This window comes from Streptomyces lunaelactis (assembly GCF_003054555.1).
Classification (GTDB): domain Bacteria; phylum Actinomycetota; class Actinomycetes; order Streptomycetales; family Streptomycetaceae; genus Streptomyces; species Streptomyces lunaelactis.
The window spans coordinates 834080-855052 of record NZ_CP026304.1; the positions used below are offsets into that span (position 1 = coordinate 834080).

15 protein-coding genes and 2 pseudogenes are annotated in these 20973 nt (G+C 70.5%); 11 read left to right on the top strand and 6 right to left on the bottom strand.

The annotated features are described in order from the left end of the window. Window positions 1-116 precede the first annotated feature (116 nt). Together SLUN_RS03685 and SLUN_RS03690 are read left to right on the top strand one after the other, a co-directional pair. The gene (locus tag SLUN_RS03685) at window positions 117-806 is read left to right on the top strand and encodes a cupredoxin domain-containing protein (protein ID WP_108147130.1); all 690 of its coding nucleotides are present in this window, start codon (window positions 117-119) and stop codon (window positions 804-806) included. 3 nt (window positions 807-809) lie between these two features. Next, window positions 810-1442: a class F sortase gene (locus SLUN_RS03690; RefSeq protein WP_108147131.1), complete on the top strand. Its 633-nt coding sequence runs from the start codon at window positions 810-812 to the stop codon at window positions 1440-1442. 132 nt (window positions 1443-1574) lie between these two features. Here the strand turns inward: SLUN_RS03690 and SLUN_RS03695 are convergent, their stop codons facing one another. Together SLUN_RS03695 and SLUN_RS03700 are read right to left on the bottom strand one after the other, a co-directional pair. After that, complete coding sequence (locus SLUN_RS03695; RefSeq protein WP_108147132.1) at window positions 1575-4814, bottom strand: ATP-binding protein; 3240 nt, start codon at window positions 4812-4814, stop codon at window positions 1575-1577. Between the two features lie 56 nt (window positions 4815-4870). After that, window positions 4871-5899 (bottom strand): alpha/beta fold hydrolase, encoded by a 1029-nt coding sequence (locus SLUN_RS03700; protein WP_108147133.1) that lies wholly within the window; start codon window positions 5897-5899, stop codon window positions 4871-4873. A gap of 205 nt (window positions 5900-6104) precedes the next feature. On the opposite strand from SLUN_RS03700, the gene SLUN_RS03705 reads away from it, so the two are divergent. Together SLUN_RS03705 and SLUN_RS03710 are read left to right on the top strand one after the other, a co-directional pair. Further along, on the top strand, window positions 6105-6887 hold the full coding sequence (locus tag SLUN_RS03705; protein ID WP_108147134.1) for a glucosamine-6-phosphate deaminase: 783 nt from the start codon (window positions 6105-6107) through the stop codon (window positions 6885-6887). A 222-nt stretch (window positions 6888-7109) separates the two neighbouring features. Beyond that, window positions 7110-8438, top strand: coding sequence for a globin domain-containing protein (locus tag SLUN_RS03710; RefSeq protein ID WP_159100175.1), 1329 nt, complete (start codon window positions 7110-7112; stop codon window positions 8436-8438). Window positions 8439-8946: 508 nt separating this feature from the next. Here the strand turns inward: SLUN_RS03710 and SLUN_RS03720 are convergent. Continuing rightward, window positions 8947-11394 carry a SpoIIE family protein phosphatase gene (locus SLUN_RS03720; RefSeq protein WP_108147136.1) on the bottom strand — a complete coding sequence of 816 codons (2448 nt, stop codon included), beginning with the start codon at window positions 11392-11394 and terminating at the stop codon, window positions 8947-8949. A gap of 391 nt (window positions 11395-11785) precedes the next feature. Between SLUN_RS03720 and SLUN_RS03725 the strand changes: the two genes are divergently transcribed. Genes SLUN_RS03725 through paaN form a run of 3 tightly spaced genes read left to right on the top strand, consistent with a single transcriptional unit; the run spans window position 11786 to window position 16012 of the window. After that, complete coding sequence (locus SLUN_RS03725; protein ID WP_108147137.1) at window positions 11786-13279, top strand: APC family permease; 1494 nt, start codon at window positions 11786-11788, stop codon at window positions 13277-13279. Window positions 13280-13315: 36 nt separating this feature from the next. Beyond that, on the top strand, window positions 13316-14290 hold the full coding sequence (locus SLUN_RS03730; protein ID WP_108147138.1) for a hypothetical protein: 975 nt from the start codon (window positions 13316-13318) through the stop codon (window positions 14288-14290). Between the two features lie 6 nt (window positions 14291-14296). Continuing rightward, a complete protein-coding gene (paaN, locus tag SLUN_RS03735) occupies window positions 14297-16012 on the top strand; it encodes a phenylacetic acid degradation protein PaaN (RefSeq protein ID WP_108147139.1) in 1716 nt (571 codons plus the stop codon). Between the two features lie 26 nt (window positions 16013-16038). On the opposite strand, the pseudogene SLUN_RS40860 reads toward paaN, so the two are convergent. Next, window positions 16039-16247, bottom strand: a pseudogene (locus tag SLUN_RS40860) (diacylglycerol kinase); the annotation flags it as partial. After that, on the bottom strand, window positions 16189-16464 hold the full coding sequence (locus SLUN_RS42020; RefSeq protein ID WP_306610674.1) for a S8 family serine peptidase: 276 nt from the start codon (window positions 16462-16464) through the stop codon (window positions 16189-16191). The gene SLUN_RS42020 and the pseudogene SLUN_RS40860, both read right to left, overlap by 59 nt. A 165-nt stretch (window positions 16465-16629) precedes the next feature. On the opposite strand from SLUN_RS42020, the pseudogene SLUN_RS40870 reads away from it, so the two are divergent. The 3 genes and pseudogenes from SLUN_RS40870 to SLUN_RS03755 form a co-directional block, all read left to right on the top strand. Further along, window positions 16630-17108: pseudogene (locus SLUN_RS40870) on the top strand (NAD(P)-dependent alcohol dehydrogenase); the annotation flags it as partial. Window positions 17109-17208: 100 nt separating this feature from the next. Further along, a complete protein-coding gene (locus SLUN_RS03750) occupies window positions 17209-18600 on the top strand; it encodes a site-specific integrase (RefSeq protein ID WP_108147140.1) in 1392 nt (463 codons plus the stop codon). Between the two features lie 518 nt (window positions 18601-19118). Next, a complete protein-coding gene (locus SLUN_RS03755; RefSeq protein WP_257153653.1) occupies window positions 19119-19895 on the top strand; it encodes a nucleotidyltransferase domain-containing protein in 777 nt (258 codons plus the stop codon). A 71-nt stretch (window positions 19896-19966) separates the two neighbouring features. Here the strand turns inward: SLUN_RS03755 and SLUN_RS39290 are convergent, their stop codons facing one another. Continuing rightward, window positions 19967-20137: a hypothetical protein gene (locus SLUN_RS39290; RefSeq protein ID WP_159100176.1), complete on the bottom strand. Its 171-nt coding sequence runs from the start codon at window positions 20135-20137 to the stop codon at window positions 19967-19969. 104 nt (window positions 20138-20241) lie between these two features. On the opposite strand from SLUN_RS39290, the gene SLUN_RS03760 reads away from it, so the two are divergent. Continuing rightward, a complete protein-coding gene (locus tag SLUN_RS03760) occupies window positions 20242-20928 on the top strand; it encodes a winged helix-turn-helix transcriptional regulator (protein ID WP_257153654.1) in 687 nt (228 codons plus the stop codon). The last annotated feature ends 45 nt before the right edge of the window (window positions 20929-20973 follow it).

Genomic DNA, 20973 nt, shown 5'->3' on the forward strand with positions numbered 1-20973 from the left:
CCCCGCCACATGCGGTACCCCCGTCGGCCCTCATAGCGTCAACTCCATTGAGGTGCATTTCTTACCGTTCGCGGAATTCATCCCCAGCTGCGCCTCGGGAACTCGGAGAATTGACCATGCGTGCGATACGTGTCGCCTCCCTTGCTCTGATCGGCACCGCCGCGCTGACACTCGGCGCCCCGGTCGCATTCGCCGAGGACGAGAACATCACCTCGTTCGGCTTCACGGTCACCCCTGAGACCGTCGCGCCCGGCGGCACTGTGACTCTCAACGCGACCGAGTGCGCGAGCCCGACCGTCCTGGTCTCCTCGGGCATCTTCGACACCGTCACCCTCGCTGAAGGCCACTCCGCCACGGCGAAGGTCGACGACGCCGCCACACCCGAGGCGGAGTACGACGTCACCTTCGACTGCAAGGGCGAGAAGGGCAGCATCCCCCTTTCGGTAACCGGCGGCTCCGGCACGGATACCGGGACCGGGGCGGAGACCGGGACGGAGACCGGGACCGGGGCCGGGACGGAGACCGGGACCGGGACCGAGACAGGGACTGGGGCCGAGACCGAGACCGGGAAGGAGACCGAGACCGAGACAGGGACCGGGGCCGAGACCGAGACCGAGACAGGCATCGTGAAACCCGGCATCGTGAAACCCGGCATGGTCAAGCCCGGCGGGGGCGTCAGGGCGGGCGCGGGTGGCAGCTTCTCCGATCTCAGCCCCGTTCAGATCGGCGTCGGCTCCGCTCTCCTCGCGGGTGCGGCCGGCGGCAGCGTCCTGCTGTTGCTCCGCCGCAGCGGCGACAGCGTCTGAACCGTGCCTACGTACAGCAGGCGCGGCTCCTGGTTCACCGTCGCCTGCGTCCTGCTGCTCGGACTGTTCCTCCTGCGCAACGGCTCCGCAGCGGGCGCCGGCGGCCCGCCCCAGCCCCCTTCCGCCGTCGCGGCCCGGTACGGCGCGTCCGACCCCCTGCCGGCCAGGCCCGATCCGCTGCCCCGCTCCGTGCCGCGGCGGATCAGCGTCCCGTCCGTCGCCCTGGACGCCCCGCTCACGGAGGCCGGTCTCGACGCCGACGGCTGGGTGGAGGCCCCGCCCCTGGAGCACGGCAACCTCGCCGGCTGGTACACGGGCGCGGTCACTCCCGGCGAGCGGGGTACGGCCGTCATCGTCGGCCATGTCGACAACACAGCGGGTCCCGCCGCCTTCTTCGCCCTCGGCGCCGTCAAGCGGGGCAGTGAGGTCGAGATCCTGCGCGGGGACGGACGAACGGCGGTGTTCGCCGTCTACGGCGTCGAGATCCTCACCAAGAAGAACTTCCCCGCGGCGCGGGTCTACCAGGACACCCCGGAGCCCGAGCTGCGGGTCATCACCTGCGGCGGCGGCTACTCGAAGAAGACCGGGTACGCCGGGAACGTCGTCGCCTTCGCCCGGCTGGCCAAGGTGCGCTGACCGTCGCCGCACCGAGGGCGCCACCGACGAACCTCGCACCGTGCAGGCGGGCTGTCGGTCGCGTGCAGGCACCCCTGCGGCCCGGGCCGGTCACGGTCGGCTGCTCGTCGAGGGGTCGGCGGGTGAAACCCGTCAGATCAGGGCGGCGGCCTCCCGTGCGGACAGGCCGCCGCCCTCGGCGTACGCGCGCTCGTACGTCTCCCCCGGCAGGACCGCGCGCAGTTCGGTCTCGGCCCGCTGCCGGACCTCCTTCTCGTCGGCGAACGGACGGAAGCCGAGCCCGCCGGGCTGCCGGCTGGTGCTGTCGTACGCGCCCAGCAGCCGTGCCCCGTCCCGCGCCTCCCCCACATGGGCCATCGCCCAGGCCGCACAGAGAAACTGATCGACAATCAGATACGGAGCGACCAGATACGCCAGGCGGTCCAGCCGACGCACAGCCTCCGCGATCCGGCTGCGGGCCCGTCCGTACTCCCCGTCGACACAGTCCAGCCAGCCGTACGTCCCCGCCACGATGCCGCTGAAGAGATCGGGCGTCTGGTCAGACAACTCTCCTTCCATCTCGTGGAGTTGATGGTGGGCGAGCCGAGTGCGACCGGTGTGGCCGTAGTGCTGTGCCAGCATCATGCGGGCGGTGCCGAGGACCTCTGCGGCGAACTCCCGGGACTCCTCCACCGCCTCCAGCAGCTGCCGCTCGGCGTGCTCCCTGTCCGCCCCGGCCACGGCGGTCTTCAGCCGCACGGACGCCAACCTGGCCTTGAAGACGGGCACTTGGGCGTGCGCGCCGACCCGGGCCGAAGTCCGCATGGCACGGGTGAAGTCCGCCGCCGCCTCCTCGTACAGGCCACGCCACGCGTAGGCCTCCCCTCGCGCGGACAGCGACTCCGCGATCCCCCACAGATCCCCTGCCGCCTCGAAGAGCGCCAGCGCCCGGTCGGCGTCGCCGGCGGACCGGACAGGCCCTGCCAGCTTGGCCCGCAGCAGCAGCGCGAACCCGAGATCCCAGCCCCCTGCCAGCTCCTCGCAACTGGCCACGATGGCGTCCACGGTCACCCCGAGCCCGTCGAACTCGCCTGTCATCAGCCGGGCGAAGAACCACATCGAGCCGGGCTGCCGACAGGTCTGCGGCAAACCCGGACGGTACGCGGCGACGATCCTGCGCAGTTTCGCCTGCGTATGCGGCTCCCCCAGCGTTGCGCCCTCGTCCTGGCTGCTCGCCAGGACAGTCAGCCGCACTCCGCGCCGCGCCTCCCACAGCTGCTCATCGGTCCAGGGTGGCGGGGTGTCCGTACAGCGGTCGGGCATTGGTACGGCAGGCCGTACCGGCGGCTGGAAGGGATCCGGGCCGATTCCGGCGGCGGCCACCGACCAGGTGCGGGCGTCCGCGTGATGGTTGCGCTGCTGCCAGAACCAGTTCATGGACAGCACCAGACAGAGCGCCTCCTGCTCTTCCGGAAGGCGGACGGCCGTGCGCAGTGCGGTCCGTACGTTGTCGTGTTCCGTCTCGAACCGCTCCAGCCACTCGGCCTGTCGTGGCCCACGCAGCTCCGGGTCCCCGGTGCGGACCAATTCCCGGTACGCGCCCATGTGCCGCCGTTCGGCGTCGGCGCGCTCCCCGGCCTCGTCCAGCCGCTCCCCCGCGTATTCGACGACGGTCTCAAGCAGGCGGTAGCGCATCCCGTCGGGACCGTCAGGGGCAGCGACTACCAGCGACTTGTCGACAAGGGAGGCGAGCGGTTCCAGGGCGCCCGCTCCGCAGACGGCTTCGGCCTGGGTCAAGGCGCAGCCGCCGGAGAAGACGGCGAGGCGGCGCAGTACCGTCCGCTCCTCCTCGTCCAGCAGGTCCCAGGACCAGTCGACCACCGCCCGCAGCGTCTGCTGTCTGGGCAGGGCGGTCCGGCTGCCGCCGCTGAGCAGCCGGAACCGGTTGTCCAGCCGGTCCGCGATCTGGCGTGGAGTCAGGGCACGCAGCCGGGCGGCGGCCAGTTCGACGGCGAGCGGCAGTCCGTCGAGTCTGCGGCAGATCTCGGCGCAGGCCGCGGGATCGTCGTCCGTACGGAATCCGGGCCGGGCGGCCGCGCCCCGCTCGGCGAGCAGTCGCAGTGCCACGTCCTGCGGCAGTGGTCCCACCGTGCGTACGGACTCGCCCGGGACGCCCAGCGGCTCACGGCTGGTGGCCAGTACCCGCACCCCCGGGCAGCCGGTGAGGACCGCCTCGGCCAACCGGGCCGCCGCGCCGATCACGTGCTCGCAGTTGTCCAGTACGAGCAGCATCCTGCGCCGTCCGCAGTACTCCGCCAGCTGGACCAGCGGATCACGGGTCGCGGGTTCCGCCGCGGCCGGGCCCCGTACCTGTGTCTCGCGCGCTCCGAGGGCGGTCAGGACCGCTTCGGGAACGGTCTCCTCGTCGCGTACGGGTGCGAGTTCGGCGACCGAGACTCCGTCCGGCCATGCCCCCACCGACGCCTCGGCGGCTTCCAGGGCGAGCCGGGTCTTGCCCGCACCGCCGGGTCCAAGGAGAGTCACCAGCCGCTGGGACCGCAGCTGCCTACCCAGGTCGGCGAGTTCGGTCTCGCGGCCCACGAAGGACGTGAGTCTGGCGCGCAGAATGCCTCGAGGCGCGCCGGGCTTCTCCGGATCGTCCGCCAGCAACTCGGCGTGCAGGGCGCGAAGTTCCCCGCCCGGGGCCGTACCGAGCCGTTCGGTGAGCCTCAGCCGTACGTCCTCGTACGCCTGCAGTGCCTCGGCCTGACGTCCCGCCGTCCGCAGCGCCCGTATCCACAACGCCTGCAGGGGCTCGTCCAGCGGAGCCGCGTCGGCGAGGGCGGTGAGTTCGGCGAGCACGGACTGCGCCCGGCCCAGCACCACCTCGGCCGCCAGTCGGGAGCGGCGCGCCTGGGTGTGGCTCTGCTCCAGCCGTACGACGAGGGGGTCGCTGTCCCGGCCCGGCAGATCGGCGAGCGCCCGGCCGCGCCAGAGGGCGAGGGCCGCCTCCAGCAGTCCGGCCGCCGCGACGGCGTCTCCGGCTTCCAGCGCGGCCGCCCCTTCCGATGCCAGCCGCTCGAATTGGAAGTGGTCGATGTCGTCCCGGTCCGCCACCAGCCGGTATCCGCCCGGGGCGGACTCCACCGCCGCCCTGTCGAGCACTCGCCGCAGCCGTCCGACCAGCGCCTGAAGGGCCGCCGTCTCATCGGCGGGCCACTCTTCGTCCTCGCCCCACACGTGGGTTGCGAGCTCTCCGCCGGACACCGTACGACCGCCGACCGCGGCCAGTGCGGCCAGCAGCGCCCTCAACCGGGCCCCGCTGAGCGGTACCTCGGTGCCGTCCTGGCGGAACGCCTGAGTGGGCCCAAGTACGCGGTAGCGATAGGTCACCGGCTCATTGTCCCTGCCAGGTTGCCTGGACCAGCACGCTGCGGGCCTCCCCGCGCTCAGGTCGCGCTGCGCTCGCTCGCCAGTTGGAAGTCGCCCTCCACTCCGCGGCCCGCGCGCAGCAGCTCCCGCCAGCGCTCCGTACTCCAGTCGGCCGGCCGGGTCGTCTCGATGAAGTCCTCCACCAGCGCCAGAAAGCGCGCCGGGTCGGCGTGGAAGGGAAAGTGGCCCGCGCCCTCGAAGATCTCCAGACGGCTTCCGGGCATCGCGGCATGCGCGCCGTGGGCGTGCTGCACCGGAGCCACGCTGTCGCGCGATCCCCACAGCAGCATGGTCGGCATCCCCTGCGTGAGATAGCAGCGGTCGAGCATCGTCACCACCTGACCGCGCCAGTCGACGACCGACCGCAGGGTTCGGATGAATGCGCTGCGCGAGGTGGCGTCGGGCAGCGCGTCCACCAGGTTGAGCAGCTCCGGTGCGTCCTGCCCGAGGTCGGTGTTCAGCCGTCTGATCAGCTCGGTGAACAGGCGGGTCCCCTGCCGCATACCCGGCAGCGAGAGCGCCGAGAGGATCAGGTCGGCGCCGGGCAGGGAGACGGCCCGCAGGAAGGGGTTCACCTCCCGGCCGACGCCGCCCGCGCCCACCAGGACCAGCCGCTCGGTCCGCTCGGGGAACTGGTACGCGAACTGCATCGCCACCCCGCCGCCGAGTGAATGGCCCACGAGCGTGGCCCGGTCGATGCCGAGGACGCCGAGCAGATCGCGCATTCCATTCGCGTAGGCCGCCACCGAGTAGTCGGCGCGCGGCTTGTCCGAGGAGCCGTGGCCGAGCAGATCGGGGGCGATCACGGTGTATCTGCGGGCCAGCCCGGGCATGAGGTCGACCCAGGTGGCGGAGGAGTCGCCGATGCCGTGTACGAGCAGGACGGCAGGGCCTTCTCCGGCGATCCGGTACGCCCGGCGGTAGCCGTGCACCACGTGGTGGCGCAGCTGCACATCGTCTTCGCTCACGGAGCGCAGCCTGCTCCGGTCCCATGCGTGCGGTCCGAGGCCGGTGGTCACCCGCTCACCTCCTATGCAGTTCCTCATCCGAGAGTAGGGCCGCCGCCGCACCGGGGATTTCCGCCAGGTTTCACTCCTGGTACGGCTGCCGCGGTGCCGCACGCTCATCCGCGCCCTGTGCTGTCACCAGTGGCGGGCGGATTCACGCGTAGGGACGCCTTTCGCGCGACAGCACCCCGCCAACCGGGTAGATTGGTCTACACCACTTGCGCTTTCAGAGACAGGGATCTTCGTGGAAGTTGTCATCGTTCCGGATTCCGCCGCCGGCGGCGAACTCATCGCCGAAGCCATGGCCGAGCTGCTGCGAAGCAAGCCCGACGCGCTCCTCGGCGTGGCCACCGGCTCGACGCCGCTTCCGGTCTACGAAGCCCTCTCCGCGAAGGTGCGCGCCTCGGAGGTGGACGCCTCCCGGGCCAGGATCTGCCAGCTCGACGAGTACGTCTCACTGCCGTACGGCCACCCCGAGTCGTACCGCTCGGTCGTCCTGCGCGAGGTCGTCGAACCCCTCGGCCTGACCGACGCCTCCTTCATGGGCCCCGACGGCACCGCCGATGACGTCGGCGCCGCCTGCCTCGCCTACGACCGGGCGCTGGCCGAAGCCGGCGGCGTCGACCTGCAGCTGCTGGGCATCGGCACCGACGGGCACATCGGCTTCAACGAACCCTGCTCCTCGCTCGCCTCCCGCACCCGGATCAAGACGCTCACCCAGCAGACCCGGCAGGACAACGCCCGGTTCTTCGACGGCCTCGACGAGGTCCCGCACCACGTCATCACCCAGGGCATCGGCACCATCCTGGAAGCCCGCCATCTGGTCCTGCTGGCCACCGGAGAGGTGAAGGCCGACGCCGTGGCGCTCGCCGTCGAGGGCCCGCTGTCCGCGCTGGTGCCCGCCTCCGCGCTGCAGCTCCATCCGCACGCCACCGTGGTGGTCGACGAGGCGGCGGCCGCCGGCCTCAAGCTCGCCGACTACTTCCGCGCCACCTACGCCGCCAAGCCCAACTGGCAGGGCCTGTAGGGCGCGTACGTCCTTCACCGCTGCTCACCGCCCTCACCGCCTCCCGGCCGGAGAGGGAATGTTCCAGTCGAGACATAATTCACGCCGCAACCACTCCATGCCGCCTACGAGTTGATACGGTGCGCTCGCTCAGCACTTTGACGCGCGTTCAGCCGGCGCGCACCCATGCCGCCCTCTGACCCCGCACGGTGGGCCGGTGCATCTCAGGAGCGCGGGGGAATCATGAGCGACGACAAAGACGACATAGATGCCGTCACAGGGAGCCTGGAACGGGTCAGACTGCGTGCCAGCCATGTGGTCCGCTACTTCTACGCCCATCTGTTCACCCGTCATCCCCGGCTCCGCCCGCTGTTCCCGGCGGCGATGGACGACCAGTACGAGCGGCTGTTCGCCGCCCTGGTGCACGTCGTTGACCACCTCGACCATCCCGGACTCCCCGCGCATCTGGACCAACTCGGCCGGGATCACCGCAAGTTCCGGATAACCGACGAGGACTACGCCGCCGTGGGCGAGAGCCTCGTCGCCGCCATCCGCTATCACAGCCCCAGCACCTGGGACGAGGGGACCGAGGAGTCCTGGCTGCGGGTGTACGGATTCATCACCGCGGCCATGACCGCGGGGGCGCACAGCTCCCTGGCCGCGAACGAGCCGGCCTGGTGGGACGCGACCGTCGTCTCGCACCGACTGCACGGCGGCCACACGGCCGTCATCCGCGCCGCTCCGTCCGCCGACTACCCCTGCCTGCCCGGCCAGTACGCCACGATCGAGCATCCGGACCTGCCGGGTGTGTGGCGCCCCTACTCCGTGGCCGGACGCCCCGGCCGCGACGGGGCGCTCGAATTCCACATCGGCCGGGTCACGGACGGGCGACTCAGCACCGTGCTGTGCGACCGCACCGCGCCCGGCCAGGTCTTACGCGTGGGTGCCGCGTCCGGCTCCGCGCTCACCCCGCCGCCCGGCACCCCCACCGTCACCCTGATCGCCGCCGGCACGGGCTGGGCACCGGTCAAGGCGGTCCTCGACGAGCTCCTCGCTCGCCGGCCGGCACCCCGGATCCGTATCGACGTCGTGGCCCGCGGCGAGTCGCACTTCTACGACGGGGGCTCCCTCGTCGACCTGCTGCGGGCCCACCCCTACCTCAGCGCCTACTGGTGGTACCAGGAGCGGGGCGAAGGCCGGATGCGGTCCGCGGAGCGTCTGCACGACCATCTCAGCGGGCGCCGGGACTGGCACGACGAGACCGTCTATCTGTGCGGTCCCGTGATGTTCGTGCAGGAAACGGCGGAGCTGCTCCACAACTCCGGTCTGCCGACCGCATCACTCATCCGCGATCCGCTGCCGGCATCGGTTCAGCAGCGCGGATACGTCTCCCACGCGGAGCAGTTCCTCGACCCGCCCGCCGTGAAGTGGATCGATCCGGACGCCCGCACCCGCCCGCTCGAACTCCCGGCGCCCGAGCCCCGGCCCACCGCCATGCCGGCGCCCGCGCCCGCGCCGCCGAGCCGCGGGGGCTGGTTCGGCCCGCACGGCGCCGTGGGAAAGGTGTCGTAGCCGGCCGGTGACCACCAGCACGGCGCCGAGCCACCGCTCGGGTCACGAGGTCAAGAAAACTTTACATCGGGTCGGCACTGCCCTACGGTTCCCAATGTCAAGTTTCTTTGACATGACGGTGGAGACGGCATCCGAAGGAGAGTCACCATGAAGGCAATCGTCCAGGACGCGTACGGCCCACCCGACGTCCTGGAACTCAGGGACATCGACACTCCGGCCGTCGGTGACGACGACGTTCTGGTCCGCGTCCACGCGGCGGCCGTCAACCCGGGCGACTGGCACTTCATGAGAGGCCAGGCAGATCGTGCTCTCCGCGCTGGACAACGGCCTTGTGCTGTTCATCGTGGCCGAGCTTTTGCACACGGTCCGCCTCGCCATCAGGGACCGGACACTGGACGCGGAACCCTTCCTCGTCGTGGGCCTGATCGCTGGCTGCTGGATGCCGCGGCGGAGTACGTCTGACACAGATCTGCTGCCCATGGCCACGGTGCGGAGCCGGCCCGGTTTGTCACCACAAGGGCTCTGGCAATGGCTGCTCGGTCCAGATGCACTTGCCGTCGGAGGTGTACCGGGTGCCCCAGCGCTGACTGAGCGCGGCGACCAGTTGGAGTCCGCGGCCGCCCTCGTCCGTGTCCAGTGCACGGCGGATGCGGGGCGTGGTGAGACTGCCGTCCGAGACCTCGCAGATGAGCGTCCGGCTCCGGAGCAGGCGCAGCCGGACGGGGCCTTTCGCGTGCCGCACCACATTGCCCACCAGCTCACTGGCGATCAGCTCGGTCGTCATGACGAGATCGTCGAGCTGCCATTCGGCCAGCTGATGCCGGATGTGGTCGCGGGCCAGGCCGGCCGCGACGGGGTCTTCGGGCAGGGGCCAGGACGCCATGTTCTCGTCCGTGAGGGTGTGGATGCGGGCAACGAGCACAGCGGCATCGTCGTTGGTCTCCTCCTGGGCGGGCAGGAGAGTGGAGACGAGCGATTCGCAGAGCCGGTCGAGATGTCCGGCTTCGGCGTGGCGGTTGGGGGCTCCCCGCCGGGGACGGGGGGAGGCTTCCCGGTCCCCGGCCGGTCCCGCGCGCCGCGCGCTGTCGAGGGCGGCGGTGAGTGCCTTGGCCAGCTGTTCGATGCCGCTGTCGATGTCGCGCCGGGCGGATTCCACGAATCCGTCGGTGTATAGCACCAGGAGGCTTCCCTCGGGCAGCTTGAGCTCCGTGGTTTCGAAGGGAGGCGTGGCCGCGCCGAGTGGCGGGTTGGCGGCGACATCGGGAAAGTGCACCGTGCCGTCGGGGTGGACGACGGCCGGTGGTGGGTGTCCCGCGGCGGCGAATGTGCACAGGCCGGAGGCGGGATCGTAGAGGGCGTACAGGCACGTGGCGTAGAAGTCGTCGCCGAGGTCGCTGACCATGTCGTTGAGGTGGGAGAACAACTCGTCGGGGGGCAGTTCGAGACCGGCCAGGGTGTGTACGGCGGTGCGCAGCCGCCCCATGGTGGCGGCCTCGGGGAGGCCGTGGCCCATCACGTCGCCGATGACCAGCGCGACGCGGTCGGCGGAGAGCGCAATGATGTCGTACCAGTCGCCGCCGAGGGTGCCCTCGCTGGCCGGCAGATAGCGGGCGGCGGCGGTGACGGCCGGCAGGGATGGCAGGGTGCGCGGGAGCAGGCCGCGCTGCAATTCCTGCGCCCGGCCGTGCTCGGCGTCGTACATCCGGGCCCGTTCCAGGGCCTGGGCGATCAGTCCGCTGAGCGCGACAAGCAGGGTGCGTTCCTCCCCGGAGAGACGGCGGGGCCGGTCGAAGGAGACCACACAGCCGCCGACCGCGCGGCCGGAGACCAGTAGCGGCAAAAACGCCCAGGCCTGCTTGCCGCTCAGGCCCGGGAGGCCGCCCATCTCCGGGTAGTCGGCCTCCATCTCCTCCATCGAGGCGATGAATCTCGGGACTCCGTCATGCAGCGCGAGTTCGATGGGAGAGCCGGCGGGGATGCCCCCCTCGGCCAGCTGATCAAGGAACTCGCGCGGGTATCCGACCGCCCCGACCGGCTGCACCCGGCCACCTTCACGGGCCTGCACGATCAGCCCGGTTGCGCCGAACAGCGGCAGCACCCGCTCGGCGGCTGCGGCCACCACGTCCTCCGCCGTGAGTGCCTCGGCGAGCGCCGCCGTCAGCTCCCCTATGCGTGCGGCCCGTTCGGCGGCCGCGTGCTCCATGGCCGCGTGCTCCTCCTCCACCTGGCGTTTCTCGGTGATGTCGGTCAGATAGACCGTCAGTCCGTCGGGCACCGGGATCAGCCGCAGGTGATACCAGCGGCCGTCGGTCGGCAGCAGCAGATCAAGCCCCTTCGGCGTGCGGTCGGAGACGGCCCGGCGGCACCCCGATTCGAGGCCGGGCGAGCTCAACGCCGGGATGTCCCACAGTGTCCGGCCGACGAGTTCCCACGAGGGGCCGAGGAGCCCCTCCGCCCGGGCGTTGAGGTAGAGGATCCGCCAGTCGGCGTCGACCGCGAGGAAGCCGTCGCTCATGTGCCGCAGGGCGCGGCCGACCGAGTCCAGGGCGGCCAGGGACTCGGTGGTCTCCCAGAGCCGCCCCACCATATGGGCCGGTGCGCCGTCCTCGCCGGCGACGATCCGGCCGCGGACCGCCACCCAGCCGACGGTGCCGTCCGGTCGGCGCACCCGGTGTTTGACGTTGTACTCGGCGCCTTCCCGCAGGGCGTACTCGGCCTGCGCCAATACCACGGGCAGGTCATCGGGGTGGATCAGCCCCCGCCAGGTCTCGATCCGCCCGTCGAATACCTCCGGCGCGATGCCGAGGACCAGTGGCATCTCCCTGTCCCAGATCAGGTCGCCGGTGCGGATGTCCCAGTCCCAGGCCCCCACCCTCACCGCGTCGAGCGCCTGCTGAAGAAGGGGGGCATCGGTCGGCTGCGTGGCGGAGGACGGGCCGGGATCTTGTATCGCCATGGAGAGCACCAAAGAGTGATCTAAGTGACCAAACGGTCAGACTAAGTCTATAGATCCGCACCAGCGGCGCCTGCGAGCCGTGCCGGGCCCCGGCGGCCGAACGGTCCGAGCGCCCGCCGTGAATGTGGATATTCTTTCGTTCGAGCTATTGCAAATCTACATTCATTTCGGCAGGATCTGCCGGGTCCACTCTGACCGGCCGCAGATTCGCCTGTCAGCCGCCCGGGAATCGCTGAATAAGGCGCACCCCGACCTGTTCGTCAGCCCCCGGGCGCAGCCGCTGTCCCATCCGAGAGCGGCCGAGGACTCCACCTCGTACTCAGCCGGCCTCGGTACACCCCTGCCGTCGTGCGCCCTGCCCCACCTTCTCCGAAAGGCACGTCCGTTGAGCATGAAGTCCGGCACCGGAGGAGGCCTGCGGGCGGATGCCCTGAGCACGTACGACACGGTGGTCATGGCTGTCGCGGGATGTGGTCCCGCGTACACGGTCGCGGGGACGATTCCCGCGCTCATCGCCGCCGTCGGCGTGGCGAGCCCCGCCGCCCTGCTCTACTGCGCGATACCGGTGATCGGCATCGCCCTGGCCTACCGCCAACTCGGCCGTGTGGACCCCAACGCGGGGGCCGCGTACAGCTGGGTGGCCCGGTCGCTGCACCCCTTCCTGGGGTTCCTGTGCGGCTGGTCCCTGGTGGTCGCCTGCACCGTATTCATGGCGTCCAGCACTGTGCCCGCCGGTAATGCGACGTTGTCACTCGTCGCGCCGAGCCTGCTCGGTGATCCGGTACTGGCCGCGGTCGTGGGTTCGGGCTGGTTCCTGCTGATGGCGGGGGTAGTGGCGTACGGGGCCAGGATCGGGGCCCGTGCTCTGACCGTCATCACTGCCGTACAGCTGGTGCTGTTGATCGGCTTCGCGGTGGCCGCGCTGCTGTCCGACGGGAGTGGGACGGCGTTCTCAGCGTCCTGGTTCGGCTTCAGCCACTTCGAGGGACAGGACGCCTTCGTGACGGGCGCGCTGATCGCCACGTTCGCGTACTGGGGCTGGGACGTGACCAGCAATCTGGGTGAGGAGACCCGGCGAGGCTCGCGTGGTTCGGGGTTCGGCGGGGTCATCGGTGTGGTGATGGCGTTCCTGCTGTTCGCGCTGGTCGCCGTCGCGGTCAATGTCCTCATGACGCCGGACGCCGTGTCGAACTCCCCGGAGGGACTTCTGATCGCGCTCGGTCAGCAGGTCTGGCCGGGTGTGGGCGGCACGCTGCTGGTGCTCGCGCTGCTGCTGTCCACGGTCGCGATGCTGGAGACCGCCCTCATTCAGGCCAGCCGCACCCTGTTCGCGATGGGCCGGGACCGGACGCTCCTCCCCGTCCTCGGCCGTATTCACGCCAAGCGTCATACGCCGTGGGTGGCCACTGCCGTCATCGCGGTGGCCTCCGGCACGCTCGCCATCGTCGAGGCCGCTCGGCTGGAGCCCGGCGAGTCGCTGCTCTCGGACGCGGTCAGCGGCGTGGGCCTGCAGGTCACCTTCTACTACAGCCTCGCCGGACTGGGCGCCGTCGTCGTCCACCGCAAACTGCTGCGCACCTCCGTGTCCAACTTCTTCCTCATGGGCCTCTGGCCGCTGGTCGGCGCGCTGTTCATGCTGTGGATCCTGATCGAGTCCGTGGCCTCGCTGAGCCCGTCGGCGCTGACCATCGGGTTCGGCACGCTCGCCCTGGGACTTCTGCCGATGTTCGCCGCGTGGCTGCGGCAGCGGCCGTACTTCGAGCGCGGACGTCTCGACGCAGACAGGGCGCGCGCCATGGACGACTCCTTCGGGGGCGCGGAATCCGACGAGACGCACGTCGTCAACCTGGCCAGGAGCCGCGACGAACTCCTCACCGACTTCTGACCTCCAGTTCCGCCTCCTGATCAAAGGACGCCTGCCATGGCCCCGGCCTGGACCCGACGACGCTCCGCGGCACTTCACTACGACCAGACCTTCGGCGACAGAGCTCTGTCCGACGCGTGCGAGGACATGGTCATGGGCCGCTGGGAGGGCGCACACGACCTGTTGGCCACCGGCTCCCACAGGGACTGGGACCGGCGCAGCCACCGCATCCGGCTGCTTGCCCACACCGCCGCCGACAAACGGATCGTGGAAGCCTGGCAGACCGCCCAGCCAAGCAGCGCGGACGCTCTCGTGCTGCGCGCGGACACCGAGGTGATGCGGCTCTTCGCGGCCGCCCGTACGGGAACCATGCCGGGCCCCGAGAGTCTGGACCGCACGGCCCACATCTGTCTGAACGCCTCTGACGCCTTCCCCTACGACCCTCATCCCTGGGTGTCACTGATCACGCTCGGCAGGCTGTACGAAGGCGGGGCCCAGTCCATGAACCAGTGGTGGTCGGAACTCCTGGCCCGCGATCCGTACCACCGGGAGGCGCACCATCAGGCCCTGCGCTACATGTCGGCGCGCTGGCACGGCTCGCACGGCAAGGCCTACGCCTTCGCACGTGACTGTGCGGTCTACGCTCCGGCCGGCTCCCCGCTGCTGGTCATGCCGCAGGTCGCTCGTGCGGAGGAGTTCCGTCACCGCACCGAGACGGAAGGGGCCAGGACGCACACGATGGTCGGCTACTGGGCAGGGGAGCGCTGGGACCTCCTGGAGACCATGGAACGCTGGATAGCGGTCCGATCTCCCATCGAGGCTGCGCAGGATGTCGCCGATCTGAACCACCTTGCTCACGGTCTCGCGCAGGCCGGACTTCTCGTCGAGGCCGCGACGGTCTTCGATCTGCTCAAGGGGCGGGCCACCCGGGTGCCGTGGTCGTACACAGGCGACGCGGAGCAGGAGTACGTGCGCTGGCGCGACCGGTCGGCCCGTGCGGCGGCGGGGCATGCGGATCTCCGGAAAGGCTGACGTCTGATGCGTACCGGCTCCTTCGAAGAGCGCAGCCTGCTGGAGCAGGCGGTACAGGCTGCGGTGAGCGGTGCGAGTTTCACGCCCTTCACTGAGGGACTGGCCGGTTCTGTCGACCGTCGCCGAGGTGCGGCGCACAGTGCAGGAGCGGTGTTCCGGTCGATGCTCGGGCAGGACTTCTGCCTGGGGCAGCCCGGCGCCCGGCAAGGGGTGGGCACCGAGTCGTCTCCGTACGGCATCAGCCTGGGCGTGCGCTATCCCCGTTCCGAACCTGGTGAGTTGGTGGGGGCGGCGGTGCGGGCGATGGCGGGCTGGCGTGCGGCCGGACCGCGGCGCCGGGCAGAGCTCGCGGTGGAAGTGCTCTGCCGGCTCCATGACCGCAGCCATGAGATCGCGCACGCGCTGCACCACACCACCGGGCAGGCCTATGCCACGGCCCACCGGGCGGGCAGCCTTCATGCGCAGGACCGCGGACTGGAGGCCGTGGCCCACGCGCTGGCCGCGTCGACGCGCACACCTGCCGATATGTACGGGGAGCGGCTTGCCGAGAGGGGCGGCCCACGGCAGATGGACGTCCCACTGGGAATGGACGGCACCTGCACTGTCGTCCCGCGCGGGGTCTCACTGCTCATCGGTTGCCCGGACTTCCCCACCTGGAACGGCTATCCGGGCCTCTTCGCAAGCCTGGTGACCGGGAACCCGTTGATCGTCAAGCCCCATCCCCGCGCGGTGCTGCCGCTCGCCCTGACCGTACAAGTCGCGCGGGACGTGCTGAGGAAGGCAGGGCACGACCCCAACGTGGTGACGCTGGCGGCGGAGAAGCCCGGCGAGCAACTGGCGCCCCGGTTCGCGACCGACCCCGAGGTCCGCGTCATCGATTTCACCGGCTCGGTCCGGTTTGGCGAGTGGCTGCACCGCAATGCCCGTCAAGCCAGCGTGTACGCCACACCGATCGGGGCCAACACGGTGCTGATGGACTCCACCGACGGCTACCGCAGAATGCTGCGCGAGCTCGCGCTGTCGCTTTCACTGTGCAGCGGCCAGAGTTGCACCGCCCCGCAGAACATCCTGGTGCCTTCCGGCGGGATCCGCACCGACGAAGGCCGCAAGACCATAGGGCGGTTCAGCGTCGACCTGAGCCGCGCCGTGAAGCGGCTCCTGGCGGAACCGCGGCGTGCGGCGGGAATACTCGGCGCGATAGGCAGCGACCGCATCCGCACCTCGCTCGCGCATGCCGCCGGATGCGGAGTGGTCGTGCATGCCTCTTCGCCGGTCGCACACCCCGACCATCCGGCAGCTGACATCCGCACTCCGCTGATCGTCCGGCTGGAGGCACACGACGAGCAGGTGTACGCCCGCGAATGGGCCGGGCCTGTCTCCTTCGTGATCGCCACCGAATCGACCTCGCACAGCCTGGACATCTTCCGCCGCACCGCGCGCAGACACGGCGGCCAGTTCGCCACGGTCCATTCGACGGACCCGCTGGTGCTGGGAGCCGTCGAGATCGCCGCCCTGGACGCAGGGGTGCACCTGTCGGAGAACCTCGCCGGGAGCGTCTTCATGGACCAGTCGGCGGTGTACGGCGACTTCTGCGCCGCGGAAGTGTCCCCAGGCGCCCACACCGCCCTCGCCGACCCCTCGTTCATCACCGGCCGGTTCCGCCTCGTGCAGGCCCGCCGCCCGGCCGTGCGGGTACACGACATCAGCGCCGCGGAGGCGTAACAGTCGGCTGTGTACGGTGAGTTGGCTCACCTCGAAAGCGCCAGCTCATACAGCCGCCGCAAGTCCAGGCGCGGCCTCTCCCGGGGCACGCCGGGGCGGACGCGCGGGACGAGCACCCGCAGCGCCCGGGCCGGATCGTGCAGCGCACGGGGGCCTGGAGGGTGAGCGCCTCGCCGTCAACGCCCGCCTGGATCTCGGGCGCATCGGCATCGATCACCACCTCCCGGGCGGGCAACAGGCCCGAGCGCGAAGGAGGCCGTCGCCTCGATGCGCCCGGCCAGGTCCGGGTGGTCGGTGTCCACGCCGGTGTCGAGGACGGCGATCTTCACATCGCGTCCGGTAAGGCTGGACAGGTTGGCCCGGATCGCCTGCAGGCCCCAGGTCCAGTTCTGCTCGTCCCAGGCCGGGCCCTGGGCAGCGGCGATTTCGGCCCTGGCGTGGCGGGCGACCACGTCCTCGTCGCTGCGGTAGGCCGGGAAGAACTCGGTCGGCGCCTGCTGCGGGGCGGTGATCGGCTAGGCGTAGACCATGCGCTCCGGCTCAGCCGCGATGATCGAGTCTTCCCGCTCGGCCGTGGTCACCGGCGCGTGTACATCATGCGCCTTGTTGGGTTCGGGGCGGGATTCGGGCCGCTGCGGCCCAGGAACAGAGTCCGGGGAATGGACATGGCTGGGCGCGTCGAAGCGGTCGGCAAGAACGTGACCCGGTTCCGACCGGGCGAGGCGGTGTTCGGCATGGGCGCCGGCAGCCTCGCCGAGTACGCGTGCGCCCAAGAGAACGCCCTGGCACCGATGCCTGCGAACCTCGCCTTCGAGCAGGCCGCAGCCGTACCCGAGGCAGCCTCAACCGCCCTCCTGGGCCTGCGCACAGGACGGATCGAGGCCGGACAGCGAGTCCTGATCAATGGCGCCTCGGGCGGCGTGGGCACGTTCGCCGTACAGCTCGCCAGAGCCTTCGGCGCGAACGTGACCGGGTGTGCAGCGCGAGGAACGTGGACCTGGTCCGATCGATCGGCGCGAGCCAGGTCGTCGACTACACCCGCGAGGACTTCACCCAGGGTGCCCAGCACTACGATCTCGTCCTCGATCTCGTGGGTTAGGTCCAGGAGTTGTACCTGTCTCATTCCATCCCAACAGCGCCGAACTGGTCCTTCAGCGCTGGTAGCTTCCCTCTCTCGTCGTCGCAGAGAGGCGCATGTGCACTACTTCTTCGTCTCGCCCAGCAAGGTCCGGCAGCTCCCGCCTCAGGTTCCCGGTGTGGATCTGGATGCTGTAGCCCTGGTGACGCGGCCGGGCGCGCTGCCGGAGGGGACGCCGTTCTTCGTCGGGGATGACATGCGGCCGCGTGAGCCGATCACGTCGTACTTCTTTGACCTGGCCAACTACGTGGGCGCGGGGAGCCTGGAAGACTACGCCTACGACGTGATGGCGCTCGAGGACTTCCTCGGCACGGTCCTTGATCCGCCTGCCGACCTGCTGTCGGCGACCGAGGACGATCTGGTGGCCTATCGCCGCTACCGCACGGCGTTGCAGCCGTCGCCGGTGGTTTCGGCGACGTGGCGGCGCAACCGGGTCTCGATCGACGGGTTCTACGACTGGGCGGTGGACACCGGCCTGATGGAGGCGCGGCCCTACCGGGTGCGGCGCAACGGACGCGATGCCCTGTCCGGAGGCCCGGTACAGGATCTGGACGTTCGTCGCCTGACCCACCGGCAGTGGGTTCTGCTGCACCGTGTGGGGCTGGGCGGCGATCTACTCGATGTCAGCCCCGCCCCGTCATTGCGGGGCGGGGACCGGCTGCGCAACATGGCCGCCGGCGAGCTCGCGGTCACCAGCGGGATGAGGCTGCGGGAGTTCAGCTGCTCGCTGAACATCGAGGTGGCCGCCCCGCGCCCGGACCGGCAGCCCGCCACGGTCGAGCTGCAGGCGATCGCGAAATACGGGTTCGCCCGCCAGACGGCCGCCCAGCATCCGGTGCTGCGGTCGCTGGATCTGTACCGGCGCACCGAGCGGGCCGCCGTGGTGGCCCGCAGCGGGCGCGCCTTGTGGGCGAGGCGGGCGGAGCTGTTCATCGTCGATTCGGTGGATACGGCGCGGATGCGGCTGTCCGGGTATCTCCATGGAAGGCGGCGGTCGTTCGCGGTGGCGGCGATGCCGGCGGCGCTGCGCCGGATCGCGGTAATCGAGGGCGCGCGGGGCCTGGAGCCGATGGCGCTGTTCGTCGGCCGGGGCGGGCGGATGATCGGCAAGTCACGGTGGGAGCAGATTTTCACTGCCGCTTCCGACAGTGCCCGTCGGCTGTCGGCGGAGTTCGGCGACGTGGTGATGCCACGGCAAGTACGGATCCATGATCTGCGGCACCCCTTCGCGGTCTACATGCTCAAGATCCTCACACTGCAGCTGGTGCGGGCCGAGAAGGAGCGACTGGCTAGGGGCGGGCCGCAGGCCTACCTCTTTGAGCACATCGCGCGGGCCCCGTTGCTGGTTCCGCAGCGGCTGTTGGGTCACCGGCATCCGCGCTCGACCATGAAGTACCTGCGCTATCTGGAGGACTTGAGCGCGATCGTGGCCCAAGCTGCGGAGGAGTGAACGCGGGCGGACCGCACGTTCGCCGACTACGCATTGCTGCTGGCCGGACGCGGGGGTCTGTGATGCCACGGCGAGGACAGCGCACCGCGCATCCGGCGGCCGTCGCCCGAAGGGTGCGGCCAGCCGAGACGTCCCGTATCGGGGTCCGCCGGATCGTGGTGGAGCGCCGGGGCGGAGAGCGGACGTGGCACATCGACCCGGGAGTATTCGCGTGTTCACTGCTGGCGGCCCAACTGGCCGACGAGTGGGTGCTTTACGCCGAGGCGACCGGAATCAGGGATCCGGGCGGGCGAAACTCACGACCCTGAACGAGCAGCTCGCTGGGCTGCGGGAGCTGAACAAGAAGGTGCTCGCCTTGGCCGACGAGCTGTCCAAGGCACCATCGACACGGTGATGGCCGCTTCGGACGCGGAGCTGGGCCTGGCGGCGCTGCTCGGTGTGCCGGGGGCGCGGCCGTGACCACGCCTTGTTGCGGGCGCTGCCCCCTCTACGCTGATGCCGGTGCGAAGGAGGCGGACGTGAAGCGTGCGAGGGCCGCCTGGCTGCTGGAGCAGATGCTTCACCGGCTGGACAGGGACAGCAGTTGGCCCTTGGGCTTGGTGCAGCAGGTATGGCTCTTCGGGAGTTTCGCCCGGGGTGCTGCGGAGCCGCACGATGTTGACGTTGCTGTCCGTTTCGAGCGCGACGAGCAGATGACTCAGGCCGTCGTCCAGTCCCTGCTCTCCGGCCGTGCCAACCCCTACGCTCCGCTCCGCCGTGCCCTGGCGGGGTCGTCGCGGGGGCTTCAGTTCCAGTTCGAGGATCAGGCGCGAGAGCAGCTTGAGACCGAGGGCGTGGCCATGCTCCCGCTGTGGAAGCGCGACGACATGATCGACGCGTTCGCCGGCCTCGACCGCTACATCCCCCGCCCGGTACGGGCGGACCTGATCGGGTGGCAGCAGCAAGGACTCATCGCCATCTCCCAGGTGCCGCTGTCCGACGCGCCCGAGGACACCGACCTGCTCGCGGAACCGCAGATGCAATGGGCCGTCGGAGAGCGTTGGAAGGATGACAGCCCGCTGCGGCGCGCAGCCCTCGCGGGCCTTGTCCATCTGCACGGCCTTGGCGCCGACTTCGACGACGTCGACCTGGCCGGCCAGCGGTTGCCCACCCCGCGTCGCATGGCCGGGCACCGGTCCGAGGCTCGTTGGTCGATCAACACTGGCAGTGGCGCGGTTACTTCGGCATCCCGCACTGCGTCCCCGGCGGGCGCGCCTGGCTCGAAGTGGTCCAGCCCACCCGCACCCGCCCGCTGAACGCCCTGATGATCCGGCCAGGCGAGAACGCCGCGGCCTTCCAGGGCTGAAGAGGCCGGGGCGGGACGTTCTCACCACCCTGCCGGGAGCTGGCCCCGCGCCGCGTGGCGGTCTCCGATGCCGCGTTCCAGGACCGGGCGCGGACGGCGTCCTGGCGGGGGTGGCCGGTAGCCGGGCGGCGGGGCGAAGTGCTCGCAGGCCCCGCCGTACGCGGGGAACGCGGTGCCGGTCTCCTTCTCCATGGCGGGGAAGAATCGCTTCGCCTCTGGGGACTGGCCGGTGGTCTGCCAGCGGTGGCCGGGCCCGTCGGCAAGCGCCCGGCGGATCAGAGATGGAGATCTTGTTGATGCTCCCGACGCGGCAGGTGTCGCACACCATCCACACCAGCGTGCCGATGTCGTACCCCTGGCGGTCGAACATGCGGATGCGGCGGTGCCCGGTCGGGCGGCGCGGCGGCCAGAACACGAACCGCACCTCCTGGCGGCGGGTGGTGAGCAGCATCCACCGCCAGCGCAGTGGTGAGAGGTTCTCGGGCACGGGCGGTGTCACTGGCTTCTTAGAACCAGGTCGGCCCGAGCGCTGCGAGCGGCTGCCAGCAGTCGGCCAGGAGCGCGGTGACCTCGCCCTCGTCGATGCCGCGGGGCCCGATGCCGCGGCGATTGGGCCTGAGCAGGGAGATGCCTTGGACGAGAAATGTGCCGACGACGGCTGCCCCGTGGCCCGGGCGCTAGAGATCCTGGACGGCAGGTGGACGATGCTCGTGATCCGCGACCTGCTCGGCGGCACCAAGCGCTTCTCCGAGCTGCGCAACTCGCTTGCAGGCATCAGCCCCAAGACCCTCACCGACCGGCTGCGCTCGCTGGAGGAGAACGGGCTGGTCCGGCGCGTCATCCACGCCGAGGTACCCCCGCGCGTGGAGTACACGCTGACCGACACGGGCCTCGGCCTCGAACCCGCCATTCGCGCACTGGGCGCTTGGGGTGCCACGGTGGCGTCAGCACCGGCAGGAACTCCCACGACTGGCGTCAAGTAGTTGGCCCGGGGCACCGACCTGCGAGACCGGGCGCCGCGGCCGCAA

What these genes read in the sequence shown, in the direction of transcription:
- SLUN_RS03760 (WP_257153654.1), top strand. Translation starts at nt 20,242, where the DNA reads ATGCTCCCGACGCGGCAGGTGTCGCACACCATCCACACCAGCGTGCCG.
- SLUN_RS03725 (WP_108147137.1), top strand. Translation starts at nt 11,786, where the DNA reads ATGAAGTCCGGCACCGGAGGAGGCCTGCGGGCGGATGCCCTGAGCACG.
- SLUN_RS39290 (WP_159100176.1), bottom strand. Translation starts at nt 20,137, where the DNA reads ATGGAGAAGGAGACCGGCACCGCGTTCCCCGCGTACGGCGGGGCCTGC.
- SLUN_RS03700 (WP_108147133.1), bottom strand. Translation starts at nt 5,899, where the DNA reads ATGAGGAACTGCATAGGAGGTGAGCGGGTGACCACCGGCCTCGGACCG.
- SLUN_RS03710 (WP_159100175.1), top strand. Translation starts at nt 7,110, where the DNA reads ATGAGCGACGACAAAGACGACATAGATGCCGTCACAGGGAGCCTGGAA.
- SLUN_RS03730 (WP_108147138.1), top strand. Translation starts at nt 13,316, where the DNA reads ATGGCCCCGGCCTGGACCCGACGACGCTCCGCGGCACTTCACTACGAC.
- SLUN_RS03720 (WP_108147136.1), bottom strand. Translation starts at nt 11,394, where the DNA reads ATGGCGATACAAGATCCCGGCCCGTCCTCCGCCACGCAGCCGACCGAT.
- paaN (WP_108147139.1), top strand. Translation starts at nt 14,297, where the DNA reads ATGCGTACCGGCTCCTTCGAAGAGCGCAGCCTGCTGGAGCAGGCGGTA.
- SLUN_RS03685 (WP_108147130.1), top strand. Translation starts at nt 117, where the DNA reads ATGCGTGCGATACGTGTCGCCTCCCTTGCTCTGATCGGCACCGCCGCG.